This is a genomic window from Enterococcus hulanensis (assembly GCF_005405485.1).
GTDB lineage: Bacteria > Bacillota > Bacilli > Lactobacillales > Enterococcaceae > Enterococcus_A > Enterococcus_A hulanensis.
On sequence record NZ_BJED01000018.1, the window covers coordinates 1 to 15,347 of the forward strand.

The window sequence follows — 15,347 nt, forward strand, 5'->3', positions numbered from 1 at the left end:
ATCAAAGGCAAAGCACTAGGTTATGAAGTCAGTCAGAAGCCTAAAGCTGGCTGGTTGATTTCCTTTAAACCGGGAGTTGCCGGATCAGATGCACGTTATGGTCATGTGGCTTTCGTAGAAGTTGTTCGACCAGAAGGAATTTTGATTTCAGAAGGGAACGTCTATGGCGGCACGGTGATTTCGTATCGCGTGATCGCTAACGACCTAGCCACCTCAGACCAAGTTTCCTATATTAAAGCAAAGTAAAAGGGTTTCAGTTCCACTTTTCACAGTTTTATCATGAGAAAACAAATTCTTAGGTTTAAGGGAAATAATTATTTAGGAAGCTAGTGGAATGATATACGGCTTGAGAATCAACTGAATTTTCTAAAGAAAATTCATTCATTAATACGAAAAAGGAGCCCCGTAACTTATGGCAAGTGTTCGCTCACGTCAAACTAAAAAAGAAGAAAGTCCACCGCACCGTTCGATTGCGAAAAGCCTCGTGCTCACGATCTTGACGCTCCTATTATTGGTGGTGCTGTTCATATCCGGACAGCTCGTGCGAAGAGAGTACAGCTTTCATCCAATCTCGGGCACGTCCATGAATCCAACATTGACGGAAAAAGACATGGTCTTGGTGAAGAAACGCGCTCCGATTCATCGTTATGATGTGATCGCCTTTTCGGTCAAAGGCGAAGAGGGGAAATTCGTCAAGCGTGTGATCGGCATGCCGGGAGATACAATGTTTATCCGCAACGATCGAATGGTTTTGAATATTGGTGAGCACGGGGATTTTGAAACAACCTATACGTTTCAACTCTCCCCAGCTGTCGCGGAAGAATTTAAGGATTTAGCGAAGATTCCTAAAGGATTGTACTTCACGACCGGTGATCACATTGATGTGTCGAAGGACAGTCGGACCTTTGGGTTTGTCTACAAGAAAGAAATCGAGGGAAGGGTTCAACTCCATCTCCCCTCTTTGATCAGAAAGCAGGGGGAGAGCGAATGAAAAAGAACTTCCTGCTAGAGGAGAAATCAAGATGGTGATATTAGGAATCGTCGGCGCGGGGCTGGTCGTCTTAGCCATTATTTTTGTAGTGATACGGCTCGTGTTCGATTTGCGATTTTCAGCCATTCAAAAAGAACCAGATCAATCGCCCTTGTTTCGCAGAAAAGTCAAGTATCTAAGAAAGATCGAACAAGCCAAGCATATTCGCTACTTACTGTTGACCTGCCTGGCTATCGGGATCGCCCTGATGCTCTTTGTGGGAGCTTTCCTGATGCTGGCAGAGGACCATCAGAAATTAAACGGACAGAATACTCAGCTAGAAGATCGACTAGATCAGCTAGAAGCAGAACAGAAACAACTGATTGCCAGTATTCCTTTGAAGAATTATCCGGAAGAGGGCATCGGGCTTGATACCTACGACTGGGATAAATTAGCTGGTGAAATGAAGGATTCCAAGCTGCAGAAGCAGATGGAAGCGGCGATTACGCAAGAGACGAGGCAGTATTTTGGTTCCTCTGATACGACAGTGTCCTTAGCCGTTCCCCAAACGCTCTCCCTTCAACTCAAAGGGCAAACGGATGACGACGCAAGTAAGGAAACTGTCAAAAAGAATCTTGATGCGTTTGCGAAAGAAGCAGAGGCAATTGGCGAAGTGCGGAGCATTCACGTTCGGATGATCACCGCGGTCGGTAAAGAGAAACAAGTCATCTATAGCGTAAATTATTCACGGGAAAACGATACGGATGGGTTTAATAAGAAGAATGTTTCCGAGCAGAATCTAAAGAATGATGGTGGGAAGGGCTAATGGCAGAGAATAAGAAGAAACGAAAATGGCTTTCAACCCAAGCGTTGAAGGAATTTATCAATGATATTACGGAAGAAGAGTTGAAGGCAGAAGAGCTGTATAACGAAACGACACGCATTCCTGGTCCCTTGGAAATGGGAGAGGAGATCGAGGACTCCGAAGCGGAACTAGAAGCGCTGATTCAAGAACAGGAAACCTTCACCCAACAGGAACAAGATCCTGTCACGGATAGCCAAGAAACAGAACATCCGGCAGTGGAAGCAGAAGCTGAGGGGCAGGAGCTTGACCAAGTTCAAGAAGAACTGGCGCTGCTAAAGGCAGAAGCGGCAACCAGTATTCGGCAATTAGCGGATGAAAAGGAAGCGTTGGAAGAAAAGCTTGCCTTTGAGCGTACCCGATTAGCAGATGAGCTAAACGATCGTGAGGAAGAATGGCAGACGAAAATTTCTGAACTAGAAGAAGAGAAAACCGCGATTGAATCAAAGGTCGCACAGCTTCAGGACCAACTAGAAGAAAAACAAGCAGAGCTAACGGCGACCATTGATCGAATCAAGGAAGAAGAGGCAGAAAAGGACGCTTCCTCCCTAGATTTGAAGGAGTTGACGCGGCAGCTGAAGGAATACCAACAAAAGTATCAGGAGTCGCAGACAGAAAATAGTGACAAGGAAAAAAAGCTGAACCAGATTAGTACAGAAATCACAGAATATAAAGAAGTCAATGATCAGCTAAAAACGCAGTACCGTGAATTGGAACAAGATTACCAGCAGTTACATATACTCAATCAAAAAAATGAGGCCAAAATGATGGAACTTCAAGCTGAAAATGATGTACTGGACGAACTGCTTGAAGAAAAGGAAGAAGAGCTGGCCGCTGAACTGGCATCGCTTAAAGAAGCAAACGCGAAATACAAACAGACGATCCAGCAGTTAAAGGAGCAGGTCGCTCAAAAGCTTAAAAACGCATTGGAGGAATCACAGATGGATGTAGGTGAACAAGGACCACTGGCAGAAGAACAAATCCAAGAAGAAACAACGGACAATATGGAGGAGCTGGCCGCTGAAAAAGAAGCACTCAACAGCGCCTTGTTCGATGCCCATGAAGAAATTGCGAAGCTCGAAGAAAAAACGAGTGCGCTGGAACAGCTAGAAGCTGAAAAGGAACGACTGGCGAGCCGCTTAGCGGATGCGCAGGTCGAATTAAGTAAGCTAAAGGAACAAAAAGATGCAGAGGAAAGCCTCGAACTGATCCAAGCCAAGAAACAAGTCGAGGAACTGATCGAGAAAAATGAACAGTTGAAAAAAGAAGTGGTGCAATCCCAACAAGAAATCGGCGAAGTGCTGATCTCCGCGAAAAAACAAGCGAATCGCACGATCGAAGAGGCCCAAACCGAGGCAAAGCACCTGATCAGTTCTGCGGAATTGGAATTAGAAAACATCAGTAACCGGGCGCGAAAGATTCTGATCGAAGTGTCAGAATCACGGAAGAATGTGCTGTCGATCTATGATGATTTGGAATTTAAGGTCGAAGCACTCTCGAACGGCACACTGTTAAAGGAAATAAAGAAAAATAGTCAGGGACAGAAGTTATCCAATTATTTTGAGTAGCTGCGAAACGAAACTAGAGAGAGAAAAGGGGAAACGAACATTTTGATCATAAATTGGATGAGCGTAGGGCTGGTCATTTTGATACTCATTGTCTGGTTTCGGCGAATGATCATTAAGGTGCAGCTGCAGCGGTTGAACGTACCGCCAAATACGCCGCTGTCATTTCAACGAAAGTTGGAGTATGTCAAACAAGCAGAACAGGAGAAACACGTTTCTGCCTTATTATTCCTAACGATCTTTTTAGCGATCGGGCTGCTTTTGACCACCTATGGATTATTTCAAATGGAGGACCAGCTGCACGTCGTGACGGAACGAACCAATCAATTAAAAGACGAGCTGTATACGCTAAAAAAAGAGCAGAAACAAATCATTAACAAACTGCCGATCAAAGCCTATCCTGCCAAGGGGATTGGATTGAAGGAGTATCCATGGGATGACTTGTTTTCAGAAGAAAACCGCGAAAAACAATATGAGATCGAAAGCGACCTGTCGACGAAGGTGAGCCCGTACTTTGGCCTATCCACGACCTTGATCGTACTGGATATTCCAACGCAGACCCTGAACATTGCGTTAGCGGGGGATTCCGGCAGTGAAGAGAATCGCCAACAGATCAAAGACAACGTCAAAGCCTTCGCGAAAGAAGCGAAGGATGTCTCAAAACTCACCCAGATCACCTTCCAAATGAATTTGATGAACGATAAAGAGAAGAAAAAGACCTATAGTTGTACCTTTTCACGCGAGAAGGCCGACGAAGAGTTTACATTGATCCAAGAAGAAGAGTAAAGAAAGAGGAGTGGGAGTCCGTATGAACGCACAACAAAAAAAGAATGGCTGGTTTTTCAATAAGAATATCATTGATGAAATCAATTCGGTTCCAGAAGAAGAGATCATGATCGAAGAACGCCCAAGAACGGTTGAGCAGCCTGTGAAGAAAGAAACCGATGAGACCGCAGAACTGAAGCGGGCTATTTCCGAAAGGGATCACCAGATCGAACAGATAAAGCGGGACACAGCCTTAGAGAAACAACGCCTAACAAAAGAAAATGAAAAATACAAACAAGCCCTTCTACGAACTGGCGAAGAAAAAGCGGAGAACCGTCGTCAGATCCAAGACCTAGAGACAGAGGTTCGTAGAAACCGCCAAGAGATCCAACGGCTGCAGGACAATAAAGAGACCGGCTACTTAAAAGAACAACTGGAACAAGCCGAAGAAGAAGTCACTACCTTGAAGGCCTCGCTGGAACAGCACCATTCGTTGGAAGCTGATTTGGAAGAAGCCAAGAAACAGCTTCACGAGTTCGCCGTGAGCCAACAAGATGGCGAACGTCGCTACCAAGAAGCGATCCAGCAAGTTGAACATCAAATGGACAGCATCACCGCTGACTTGACCAAAAAAGAAGAATTGGTGGCTCAATTGGATCACTTGATTACCGATAAGGACCAACAGATTCTGGAAAAAGAAGAGTTGGTGCAACAATTGATCGAAGATCAAAAGCATCAAGAAGCCGTGATTGAAAGTGAACAGATCGCGAAATTAGAAGATCAAATTACCGAACTTCGAAACGAGAATGACCAATTAAAACAAGAAGCAATCCACTCTCAACATGAGATCGGTGAAGTCCTGATCTCGGCTCGCCGCCAGGCCAATCGGATGGTGGAAAAAGCCAAGATGGATGCCCAACGCATTGTGAAGGATTCCGAAGCTGAATTACAAACGATCCATGACCGGGCCAAAGAAATTTCGTGTGAAGTCGACGAATCCCGTCAAACAATCATGAGTATCTATGAAGAAATGAAGACCCGTGTGGATCAGTTGGCTCAAAGTGATGTGCCGGACCTAGAGGAAATCAAAGGCCGCTATGAATATCCGAAGGTTTCTGTGATGTCCCGCAAAGAGACGCGTAAAGAGTATTAAGCAAAACAAATAAACGAGAACAAAAGAAGCGTTGGCTTTCATTGTTCTCGTGCCGTACATAGTGTTTCAGGAAATAGGATGAATCATTAGTGGGGTTGTTAGATAAAAAGGGTAAACAGTAGGTAAAATAGAACTAATTTTCTCAAAAATAGTTCAACACTATGAATAGGAGAGATTAACATGAACCAAGTCTTGATCCTGACTAGAAATATTTTAGCTGAGCAAGAGATTCAACAAAAACTGCAGGCACTAAACTATGAGGTCTATTGTTCTGCGAAGATTTTTGAAAATTGTGGGCAACAACTGGAAATGTTAGAGTTTTTCAATTTCTTTCAGTACGTCATTTTAAGCGAAACAATCTGTGAATCAGAAGTCATGGAGCTCGTTCCGCTGTTGAAAAATCGTTCCATTCGTATTATTCGAAAAGTGGAAGCCAAAGTGACGGAAATGGATCATCAGTATTTAGAAGAAGCACTTATCCACGCCATCATTTCAAATGAGGATTCTGTCGATGAGCTGCGGGAGTGTTTGTATATTCTGAAGAACTACAAAGATGAAAAAGAATCACTGCAAGAAAATCGGAAATATGTGCAATTATCGGATAAAGTCTCATTAATTCGCCCGAATGTCCTGCAAAAGGAGTCAATTTCTCCGGAGGATAATTATCAATTTTTAGAAGTCCTGCATCATCTGTCGACGACAGAAACGAAAATTTTGTCGATCCTGCTTCAAGCGGGCAATCAAGTCGTGACTAGAGAAACGATTTGTCATCAAATCTGGAACGAAGAAGTGAACAAATCCCATTTAGCTTCGTTATCTAGTACCATTACACGGATTAAGAATAAATTCGAGCAGACCAACCTGTCTCACAAAGCAATCCAAACATTATGGGGTAAAGGCTATCGGATCAATCAAGAATTGCTGGATCGGATTCAAATGAATGAGAACTTAAAGAAGGTTGTTTCAAATGGATAAGGATAGACATAATTTGACCAAAAAGAGTCTGACAATAACAAAATAGTTTTGTCTAAAAATAAGAATGCTATTTACCAAATGATTTTCAAAATATCTCTGCCCTTACCAAATGATCCTAGACCAAAAGAAGCACAACTTTCATTTGCGAAAGTTGTGCTTCTTTAGGTGCGCCCTGCATGGGTGAAAACTAGGTGGTGAAAGTCCATTACAGGCTTGGCAGTAGGAACTGTTAGCGAATGGCAAGGTGGCAATCGTGAGGTTGTGGCTGAAGGAAGCCGGACGCAAACTCCTGAACTGACGAACAGAAACTGGATACAAGGCTGGATTAGGTCGGATAAGTCTGCCTAACAAGACAAAGTCCAATACTGCCCAAAACCTATACAGTAAATCCAGCAGTTACATGGGAGAAAAGTTTTCACTCTTACCGGGGGAGGTCTTATGAGGGTATCGTGGGCGTTGAATGAAAACAAACCGATACAACCCTTGTGGAGACATAAGGGTGAATCATAAGAAGTCAGCCGAGGTCATAGTAGTAACGAGACTGACCGTTACGAAGGACTGAACAATGAGAATCTTGACGAATTTAGGAGGTGTGAGAAGATGCGACGACCGCAGAAAACAAGAAAACTTGGCTATCATCAAAGAGCACGTGTGGAACACGAAGGGTATGATGAAGTGCGCAGCACTTCTTGCGGTGAACAAAGGACACAGGATGGTGTAGGAAATCTGTTTGAGAAAATACTCAAACGAAATAATCTTAATCAAGCCTATCTTCAAGTAGTCAGAAATAAGGGAGCAGCGGGTGTCGATGGTATGACCATAGACCAGCTCTTACCTTACTTGAAGGAACACCGTGAGGAATTACTGGATGAGCTGCGTCAAGGAAATTACAAACCACAACCAGTATTGCGAGTGGAAATACCAAAGCCAAATGGCGGTATTAGGAAAATCGGAATTCCCACAGTAATTGATCGTATGTTTCAACAGGCCATCAATCAGGTTCTACAACCACTATTTGAACCGATCTTTTCGGATAATAGTTATGGATTTCGCCCGAATCGCAGTGCTCACTTAGCAGTACAAAAAGCGAAATCCTATTACGAACAAGGCTATAAATATGTAGTAGATATTGATATGAAAGCCTATTTCGACACCGTCAGCCACGACAAACTAATGTTTTTCATTGAACGAAAAGTGAAGGATCAACAGGTGTTGCGACTTATCCGCCGATATCTCATGAGCGGTGTAATGGAAAATGGACTGGTTACCACAAGCGAGGAAGGAACGCCCCAAGGGGGCAATCTTTCGCCGTTGTTGAGTAACATTTACCTAAACGAATTTGACCAAGTGTTAGAAAATCTAGGTCATAAATTCGTCCGGTACGCCGACGACTGTAACATCTATGTCAGAAGCAAACGAGCTGGACAACGAGTAATGACTAAATCCATTGAATTCCTTGAAGAACAATTAAAGCTGATCGTGAATCGTGAGAAAAGTGCAGTAGGAAGCCCCATGAAACGGAAGTTTCTTGGATTTTGTATTCTACCGACAAGAAACGGTGTCAAAGTCCGTCCCCACGTGAAAGCAAAACAAAACGTGAAAAAGAAACTCAAGGAAATCACTAAAAGAAACCGAGCAAGAAGCATCCAAGTGCTCTTAAGAGAGATCAACCGATTAATGACAGGGTGGTTGAATTATTATGGAATCGGTGAAATGAAAGTGTTCATGAGGGAACTAAACGGCTGGTTGAAACGAAGAATCAGACAGTACATCTGGAAGCAATGGAAGAAACCAAAAACCAGAAGGAAAAATCTGATACGATTGGGGATCGATCACAGAAAAGCGTATGAATGGTCGAATACAAGAAAAGGCTATTGGGCAATCGCCAAGAGCTATATTTTACATCGATCGTTAACAGACAAAGAACTGGCACGACAAGGATATGTGGACATATCCTTGCAGTACCAGTTCCTACACTCAACTTATTGAACCGCCGTATACGGGTCCGTACGTACGGTGGTGTGAGAGGGGCGGAAAGTTAATCTACTTTCTCCTCTACTCTATTTAATCTACAATGCACTTTCATGTTCCATCAGCTCTGGATAATACTCGTATTCCGCGAAAAGCTTTGGATCGTAATCTATGAAACGCTTGACCCAATTTTTTGCTTCAAAGAAATCAAGCATTTCTTGATCGGCTGGCTGATAGGGAATATTCAAGAAGGCTGTTAATTGGCTCAAGTCGGGTTTGAGCATAAAAACATTTCTTGGATCATAAAGGCGATAAAAGGGCAGCATTTCATTTGCTGTGACCAGTTTCTTTTGTAAGAACAGCGACTCAAAGGTTCGAAGGGTCACACCATATTGACCAGCGCGTAATATTTCTAAGATACCTTTACTGCGTTTGACTAGTTGGAGATAGTCCCCATAAGGCAGATAGCCTTCCTGTTCGTTCCCGCGCTTTGGCAGGATATGATAAAACGTTGATAGCCCCAGTGATTCAAAGCGATCTTTTAAATCCAACGCTTGCTGCTTACGGCCATTGTCATTGGCGCCAAAGAAAATATCGTAATCTGTCTCATGCAGAGGTTCGCCAACAGATCGCGTGTAAAAGGAACTGTTGTGCTTTAGTCCTAAATCCCGAGCCTCTAACGGATCGAAGTGATAAATTTCATCGATAGCCGCTTCTTTTTGGGCGACATTTAATTTGCGGTAGTGCTCTAATTTGAAGTGGTTCCAGAAAAATAGAACGATTTTGGCTTTTGTGAATGGTCGAATTCGGGCGGCCATTTCTGGTTCAAAGCCAAAATCTAAGAATATGATCAATTGAAAGTTTTTCAAATAGTGGCGTAAATACTCGTTGCTTGCTGCAAGTAACTCTTTTCCTGAACAAACACTCATCTCTGAGATGGCAGGGAAAAAGTAAAGTGAACGGTCCTTAGGGACGATCAAGACATCTGAGTTTTTCATTTTTCTCCCAGCTTTCGTATTAAATTTTTCCCAGTTTAGCGCTTTCCATCGCTAATAGCGATTTTTATGCTTGAGAAAAATAACACAGCTAGCTCATGAAAAAGGGAATTTTTTGTTCTCCTACGCATATCATCGCGCTACATTGATTAAACGCGAATACTTTATCCATCATAGAAAGCCGCTCTTACTATAATTAACTGTGAAAAGCGCGGCTGATAAGAAAAGAGACCGCCTATGGGATAAGACGGTCTCTAAGAGGATATACAGTGTGAAAGAAATAACAACTTTCAAACAAATGTAATGAATTCTCAAAAATTAATGTGCCCGATTGAAACGAGCGATCCATTGTTTATATGGTAATACGCCGCCTAGGAAGTAGGTGATGGCTGCTTGGATCGGAATCCAAATCACGGTTTTGATCAAACGTGGTGCCCAGATCACCCAGCTATTCAATGGCACATGATACATCATCGCCAGCCATAGCGGAGTCAAGATTAAATTGATCAAGATCGTTGTTGCTAGCACCGATTGAATCGCGTTTTTCCAGGTAATTTCTTTCTTATAGAAGAAGTAACCGTAAATGGCTCCTTCTAGAAAGGCATTGATGGTAAAACCGATGAAAAAAGGTGCCTTTGCGAAAAGCGACATTCCTATAAAATCAGCGATCACCGAGCCGATTCCTGTCCAGAATGGACCGAACAGCATTCCCATAATAATCTCTGGGATAAAGGTAAAGCTGACCTTGAGAAATTGTGTCTCGATTCCCAAAAGCCGAGACAAAGTGACCATCATGGCGATTAATAGCGCCATCGTTGTGATGCTTCTAGCATCGAGGTGTTTCTTCATTTCTAGCATCTCCTTATAGAGCTGCTACATCTTCATGCAGCGAATGCGAAAATAAAACCGCAGACCAAAGTCTTTCGTCCAGAGGACAACATCCCATCCCTCCAGCACTTGACGCTTTATTTCCTACTCTGATTTATTTTTGGGGAAGTCCCCGAAAAAATACTAGCACAGAATGAAAGAGGAAACAATCTTTTCATTCCATTCCCGCGAAAATAGTAAAAACTTTATTTTTACGAATAAAGTTGGGTAATTTTTGGGGCATTTTAGAGGTATTATAGAACTATATAAATTATAAAGAAGAGAGGTCAATTTATGGCTGTTAAACCGTTGGATGAAAGACAGTTGTTTCGAATGAAACGAGAAAATCTTGAGAAGAGGATCAATCTCTATTATTTAGAGACCCATGATACAGATACAGTATTGGAGTATAGTCTAGCCGTTCTAGTATTTAATGGGATTACGATAGATGATTATTCATTTGTTTGTAAGGATTTGATCAAGGAGATCTTTTTAACAAATGAACCTAGTGATAAGCTGCGGGATTATTGTTTGTATTTTTACGATTTCTTTGAGTACGAAGAATGGGAACGGGTAAGAGATCGGTTGTTCAAGAATCGAGCAGCATTTTCTGAGCACACCCGGGCGATTCGTCCGGAAACAAAATATGTACGAGCAGAATCTGCGCCTACAGCGGAAACGACAGAGAGTTCCGAGGATTATTTCGAAACAGTTTTTAAGGATGAACTGGGAAAGAAGCATAAGCAAAGATTTAGAAATGTGGATGTAGATATGCCAAACAAAAAGCTTTTTACACTATTAAAGATCTTAACGAAGCTGACCATTTTTGAAAAAGATGGTGTGCGAAGGTTTACTCAGGTAGTGCCTGCTGATTGTAAAACGATAATAGCAGATACTTTTTAGGGGATGAAGTAAGCACCAAAGTACGATTTTTAGAAAGAGGGGAAAAGGAATATGCAAGTTTTGCAGGAGAGACAGCTGCTTCAAATGAATCGGGATTCTTTAGAAAAGAGAATTCTTCAATATTATAATGAAACAAAGAACGAAGACGTCGTGATCGAATATGGGATGGCGCTTCTAATGAGAAATGCGATGGTGATGGATGATTATTCCTTCATCTGCAAGGACCTGATTCGCAAGATATTTTTAGAAGGTGAACCGAACGATAAGAAGCGCGACTTTTGCTTATATTTCTACGACTTTTTTGACTATAGTGAATGGGAGATCGTCCGAGCACGGCTGTTTAAAACGCGATCAGAATTTTCTGAATGGACGCGAGTAATTCGACCAGAGACCAAGTATATACGGGCGGCCGCAGCACCGACCTATGATAAGTTCGATGAGATATTAACCCATGCAACAAGGAATTATTCAGAAAAAAAAAGAGCCGAAGCATTTGCTGATAAAGAGAACTTTGATTTTTTATTTAAAGCCCTTTTTGCGGACGAGAATGGCAAGAAGCATATGGTAACCTTCAAGCACGCGGACATCAGCAAGTCAGGCCATGAAATGTATATCTTATTAGAAATTTTGACAAAGCTGACGATTTTTGAGAAAGATGGCGTTCGTCGTTTCGAAGAAATTCTGGGAGAGGATTGTATGTCAGAAGTCAAACATTCAATTATTCGAAAAAAAAATAAAGCTCGTAACTGATAAAAAGAAGAAGCAGGACGATTTTAGCGTCCTGCTTCTTCTTTTTAAATATTCAACACGTTAAACACTAAGATACCCCAAACGATGAAGACAACTATGCCCCAACCGCAGCCTTTTTTGTACCCTGTATATGTTTGGGTAAAATTTGAATCTTCAACATCATTCTCAAACACTGCTTTATTTGGATCATTCTTTAAATAGTAAACATTTAGCTGTATCGGGAAATCCCCTCCGCCATCATCACGATACACGAATTTCTTTGTCTTTTTACGGCCGTTGATCGCATACTCGTATGTCACAAAAATCTTGGAATAATCACTCAGATCATCCGTATTTTTGGTAGAGTGGTGCCATTTCACAGCTTTGGCTGGAACATACCAACCTTTTTCTTTGGCAGTTTGATAAATTTTCTGCTTTTTGGTACGCGGCTGCCTTATCAAGAAAAAAACAAAGGTAAGCAGCGGTGGAATAATCAGGACGACAAATTGTTTTATCGTCACCGTCTTCACCCCTTTTAAGTTATAGTTTTTGCTAGCTATGTTTAATAAACGATTTCTTTTGGATCGGAATGCGCTAAAACAAACTCTTTGAAGTTGATGACCGCTGGTGTGAGATAGGCTTCTTTATTCGTAACTAAATAGAAGGAACGATCCATAAGCACATTTTTCAAATGAATTGTTTTTAGCGGCAAATGCTTCAGGATATACATATTAGGTACTACCGCGATACCAAAGCCTTGACTGACTAGTCCGGCGATGACCTGATCCACAGTGACTTCATAAACAATATTGTAGCTGCAATTATTTTTCTGGAAGACCTCATCAATGACATTGCGCAGGCCGCTGCTTTTGCTGAAGCCGATCTGCTCATAGGGCTGAGTCTGCTCTAAATAAATATCATCAAACTGTGCCAAAGGGTGATCCAGCGGTGCGATCACGACTAACTCTTGGCTGGCGATCGGTAAGAACTCGACACTAGGTTCATCCGGCAAGTAAGAGGCGATGCCGATATCGTAGTGCATATTTTTGATTCCGTCCACGATCTCTTTGGTTACTCCAGAGGAGGTGTGAAAATCAAAAATAATCTCTTTATCTAAGTTGGCGTCGCGAAACTCCCGCACTAATTTTGGCACAAAGGTCGTTCCTAAAACTGGTAAAAAGGCGAAACTGATAAAGCCGCTGCCTTTGCTGATCTTGGTGACCGTCTCGATCCCATCATCTAATGTCCCCAATGTTCGTGAAACATAGTCTTGAAAAATCATGCCCGGTTTGGTCAATACGACATTCCGGCCTTTTTTTTCGAATAAGGTGATGCCCAGTTCATCCTCAAGTGAGGCGATGGCATTGCTCAAGCTCGGCTGTGTGACATTCAATATTTTACTAGATCGGGTATAGTGCTGCTCTTTGGCTAATACATCAAAGTATTTCAAATGTTGTAAGTTCATGCGCACGCTCCTATTTATATGACCTTTTAAATGATTATAGCAAAACCTATATGTTTTACCTATAGGTTATTCGAGAAAAACCAATTAGAATTTTGAAAAGTCCCACGTTAAAATGAAGGCAAGATTTGATTGTGAAAGCCGATACATTATTAAAGCTACGGTTTTCGCATCAAAAAATCCTTTCATACATTAAGAGACTGCAGCTCTTCATGTGAAAGAAATAACTTTCAGAAATTTAAATACGATTTTAAGATGTCAGATGATTTTGGATTAAGTGAAAACGCAGATTAATGACGACAAAAAAGATTGGATCAGTACAAATTAGGAGGAGAACAAATGAAAAAGGTACCATTAACAATCAGCTCTTATACATTAGGAATGGAAATTGATTTTGAAGAACGTGTAAAAATTGCGAAGGCAGCAGGCTTTGACGGCATTGGCTTACGTGCTGAAACGTATATGCTGGCAATTAAACAAGGCTATTCTGATGAACGCATGTTAGAAATCTTAGCAGAAAACGACATGAAGGTAACGGAAGTTGAATACATCACCTTGTGGGCTGATCCAAATAAAACCCAAGAAACACCAGAAACACTGTTACAACAATTCAAAGAACAAACAGTTTATCACATGGCTCGTTTGTTCGGCGTAGGTCATATCAACTGCGGCTTGATGGAAAAATATCCAGCGGAAGTTCATATCCAAGCGTTCAAAGAATTATGTGCACGAGCAAAAGAATTAGTGATTGGTTTAGAATTCATGCCTTACAGCGGTGTACCAGATTTAGCGAGTGCATGGAATATCGTTGATAAAGCAGGCTGCGACAACGGTATGTTGATCTTAGACACATGGCATTGGGCGCGCGCTGAAACGTTAGCAGAAGATTTGAAAGGTGTACCAGCAGAAAAAGTTGTCTCTGTTCAAATCTGTGACGTGTTGGAGCGCCGCTACCCAGACACAATTTTACGTGACGAATCAATGCATGATCGTCTTTGCCCAGGAACTGGCTGGGGAGATACAGTTGGTTTCTTGAAAGCAATCAAAGAACATGGAATCAAACCTCGCGTAGTCGGAACAGAAGTTATCTCTGATCCAATTTTAAGCCTAGGTTATGAAAAAGCAGCGCAAATGAACTATGACACAAGTATCGATGTAATCAAACAAGCTTGGCCGGAACTATTAGAAGACTAAAAAAAGGTGGATAAAAAAATGTTAGAAGGCGTATCAGGTAAAACACAATTATACGGGTTGATCGGCAGTCCAGTCGGACATTCAGGGTCACCTGCGATGTACAATTATGGCTTTGAACAATTAGGCATCGATGCCGTATATCTAGCGTTCGACGTACAAATCGAAGAAGTAGCAAATGCATTCCAATCTGTTCGCACATTCAACATGCCTGGAGGCAACGTAACAATGCCTTGTAAAGGTGAAGCGGCGAAATACATGGACGAATTATCACCAGCGGCCCAAATGGTCGGTGCGATCAATACCTTCCAAAACAAAGATGGAAAATTAACGGGTCACATTACAGACGGTATCGGTTTTGTCGATAACTTGAAGGCTCATGATGTGGAACCTAAAGGAAAGAAATTTGTCGTGTTAGGAACGGGCGGTGCGGCAACTGCGATCCAAGTTCAATTAGCGATCGAAGAAGCGGTAGCTATCGATATCTTCAATATCAAAGATGATTTCTTTGCTAAAGGCGAAGAAACTGTCGCACGCATCAAAAAATTCTATCCTGATTTAGCTGTTGCGATCCATGATTTAGGTGACGCTGAATTATTGAAACAAAAAATTGCTGAAGCGGATGTTTTAGTAAATGGAACAACTGTTGGTATGGGTGTAGGTTCTACTAAGACACCGATCAGTGATACAAGCATGCTTCATGAAAAATTAGTTGTAGCCGACGCGATCTACAATCCGCCGAAAACACAATTGATCAATGATGCAACAGCAACAGGCTGTAAAACAGTGACTGGTGAAGGAATGCTGCTAGGGCAAGGTAAAGCGGCGTTCAAGATTTTTACTGATCAGGAATTACCGGTCAGACCATAAATCCTTCTTTTTCCGTGCACTCTGCGGAGTGTACGGAATACAAATGAGGGGCAGCCGTTCAGCAAAGGA

16 protein-coding genes and 1 riboswitch are annotated in these 15,347 nt (G+C 42.1%); of the genes, 12 read left to right on the forward strand and 4 right to left on the reverse strand.

Annotated elements, in window-relative coordinates:
* The 8 genes from FFR60_RS17500 to ltrA all read left to right on the forward strand — a co-directional run.
* The coding region (locus FFR60_RS17500) for a CHAP domain-containing protein (RefSeq protein ID WP_137665136.1) at positions 1-246 on the forward strand (246 nt) is incomplete at its 5' end.
* 166 nt (positions 247-412) lie between these two features.
* Complete coding sequence (gene lepB, locus FFR60_RS17505) at positions 413-991, forward strand: signal peptidase I (RefSeq protein ID WP_137665137.1); 579 nt, start codon at positions 413-415, stop codon at positions 989-991.
* Positions 992-1,022: 31 nt separating this feature from the next.
* Positions 1,023-1,796, forward strand: a complete 774-nt coding sequence (locus FFR60_RS17510; RefSeq protein ID WP_137665138.1) for a hypothetical protein — start codon at positions 1,023-1,025, stop codon at positions 1,794-1,796.
* A complete protein-coding gene (locus tag FFR60_RS17515) occupies positions 1,796-3,400 on the forward strand; it encodes a coiled-coil domain-containing protein (RefSeq protein ID WP_137665139.1) in 1,605 nt (534 codons plus the stop codon). Before FFR60_RS17510 ends, FFR60_RS17515 begins: the two co-directional genes overlap by 1 nt.
* Positions 3,401-3,442: 42 nt before the next feature.
* Positions 3,443-4,183: a hypothetical protein gene (locus tag FFR60_RS17520; RefSeq protein WP_249355033.1), complete on the forward strand. Its 741-nt coding sequence runs from the start codon at positions 3,443-3,445 to the stop codon at positions 4,181-4,183.
* A gap of 22 nt (positions 4,184-4,205) precedes the next feature.
* Positions 4,206-5,315, forward strand: a complete 1,110-nt coding sequence (locus FFR60_RS17525) for a coiled-coil domain-containing protein (RefSeq protein WP_137665141.1) — start codon at positions 4,206-4,208, stop codon at positions 5,313-5,315.
* 180 nt (positions 5,316-5,495) lie between these two features.
* Positions 5,496-6,290, forward strand: coding sequence for a helix-turn-helix domain-containing protein (locus FFR60_RS17530; protein ID WP_137665142.1), 795 nt, complete (start codon positions 5,496-5,498; stop codon positions 6,288-6,290).
* 600 nt (positions 6,291-6,890) lie between these two features.
* Positions 6,891-8,279, forward strand: coding sequence for a group II intron reverse transcriptase/maturase (ltrA, locus tag FFR60_RS17535; RefSeq protein WP_137665143.1), 1,389 nt, complete (start codon positions 6,891-6,893; stop codon positions 8,277-8,279).
* Positions 8,280-8,359: 80 nt separating this feature from the next.
* On the opposite strand, the gene FFR60_RS17540 is transcribed toward ltrA, so the two are convergent.
* The gene (locus FFR60_RS17540) at positions 8,360-9,259 is read right to left on the reverse strand and encodes a WaaS/CpsH family glycosyltransferase (RefSeq protein ID WP_137665144.1); all 900 of its coding nucleotides are present in this window, start codon (positions 9,257-9,259) and stop codon (positions 8,360-8,362) included.
* A gap of 315 nt (positions 9,260-9,574) precedes the next feature.
* Complete coding sequence (locus FFR60_RS17545; protein WP_137665145.1) at positions 9,575-10,105, reverse strand: folate family ECF transporter S component; 531 nt, start codon at positions 10,103-10,105, stop codon at positions 9,575-9,577.
* Positions 10,106-10,140: 35 nt separating this feature from the next.
* A riboswitch (THF riboswitch) is annotated at positions 10,141-10,238 on the reverse strand.
* A 179-nt stretch (positions 10,239-10,417) separates the two neighbouring features.
* Here FFR60_RS17545 and FFR60_RS17550 point away from each other — a divergent pair.
* A complete protein-coding gene (locus FFR60_RS17550) occupies positions 10,418-11,026 on the forward strand; it encodes a hypothetical protein (protein WP_137665146.1) in 609 nt (202 codons plus the stop codon).
* Between the two features lie 51 nt (positions 11,027-11,077).
* The gene (locus FFR60_RS17555; protein ID WP_137665147.1) at positions 11,078-11,776 is read left to right on the forward strand and encodes a hypothetical protein; all 699 of its coding nucleotides are present in this window, start codon (positions 11,078-11,080) and stop codon (positions 11,774-11,776) included.
* 44 nt (positions 11,777-11,820) lie between these two features.
* Here FFR60_RS17555 and FFR60_RS17560 read toward each other — a convergent pair whose 3' ends face one another.
* Positions 11,821-12,276, reverse strand: a complete 456-nt coding sequence (locus tag FFR60_RS17560) for a hypothetical protein (RefSeq protein ID WP_137665148.1) — start codon at positions 12,274-12,276, stop codon at positions 11,821-11,823.
* 41 nt (positions 12,277-12,317) lie between these two features.
* On the reverse strand, positions 12,318-13,220 hold the full coding sequence (locus FFR60_RS17565) for a LysR family transcriptional regulator (protein WP_088931908.1): 903 nt from the start codon (positions 13,218-13,220) through the stop codon (positions 12,318-12,320).
* 336 nt (positions 13,221-13,556) lie between these two features.
* Between FFR60_RS17565 and FFR60_RS17570 the strand changes: the two genes are divergently transcribed.
* A complete protein-coding gene (locus FFR60_RS17570; RefSeq protein ID WP_088931909.1) occupies positions 13,557-14,411 on the forward strand; it encodes a sugar phosphate isomerase/epimerase family protein in 855 nt (284 codons plus the stop codon).
* 18 nt (positions 14,412-14,429) lie between these two features.
* On the forward strand, positions 14,430-15,278 hold the full coding sequence (locus FFR60_RS17575; RefSeq protein WP_137665149.1) for a shikimate dehydrogenase: 849 nt from the start codon (positions 14,430-14,432) through the stop codon (positions 15,276-15,278).
* The last annotated feature ends 69 nt before the right edge of the window (positions 15,279-15,347 follow it).

Bases quoted from the DNA above. Each gene is read 5' to 3' on its own strand.
- lepB (WP_137665137.1), top strand. From the start codon at position 413: ATGGCAAGTGTTCGCTCACGTCAAACTAAAAAAGAAGAAAGTCCACCG.
- FFR60_RS17525 (WP_137665141.1), top strand. From the start codon at position 4,206: ATGAACGCACAACAAAAAAAGAATGGCTGGTTTTTCAATAAGAATATC.
- FFR60_RS17555 (WP_137665147.1), top strand. From the start codon at position 11,078: ATGCAAGTTTTGCAGGAGAGACAGCTGCTTCAAATGAATCGGGATTCT.
- FFR60_RS17570 (WP_088931909.1), top strand. From the start codon at position 13,557: ATGAAAAAGGTACCATTAACAATCAGCTCTTATACATTAGGAATGGAA.
- FFR60_RS17540 (WP_137665144.1), bottom strand. From the start codon at position 9,259: ATGAAAAACTCAGATGTCTTGATCGTCCCTAAGGACCGTTCACTTTAC.
- FFR60_RS17545 (WP_137665145.1), bottom strand. From the start codon at position 10,105: ATGAAGAAACACCTCGATGCTAGAAGCATCACAACGATGGCGCTATTA.
- FFR60_RS17515 (WP_137665139.1), top strand. From the start codon at position 1,796: ATGGCAGAGAATAAGAAGAAACGAAAATGGCTTTCAACCCAAGCGTTG.
- FFR60_RS17510 (WP_137665138.1), top strand. From the start codon at position 1,023: ATGGTGATATTAGGAATCGTCGGCGCGGGGCTGGTCGTCTTAGCCATT.
- FFR60_RS17565 (WP_088931908.1), bottom strand. From the start codon at position 13,220: ATGAACTTACAACATTTGAAATACTTTGATGTATTAGCCAAAGAGCAG.
- ltrA (WP_137665143.1), top strand. From the start codon at position 6,891: ATGCGACGACCGCAGAAAACAAGAAAACTTGGCTATCATCAAAGAGCA.
- FFR60_RS17550 (WP_137665146.1), top strand. From the start codon at position 10,418: ATGGCTGTTAAACCGTTGGATGAAAGACAGTTGTTTCGAATGAAACGA.
- FFR60_RS17530 (WP_137665142.1), top strand. From the start codon at position 5,496: ATGAACCAAGTCTTGATCCTGACTAGAAATATTTTAGCTGAGCAAGAG.
- FFR60_RS17575 (WP_137665149.1), top strand. From the start codon at position 14,430: ATGTTAGAAGGCGTATCAGGTAAAACACAATTATACGGGTTGATCGGC.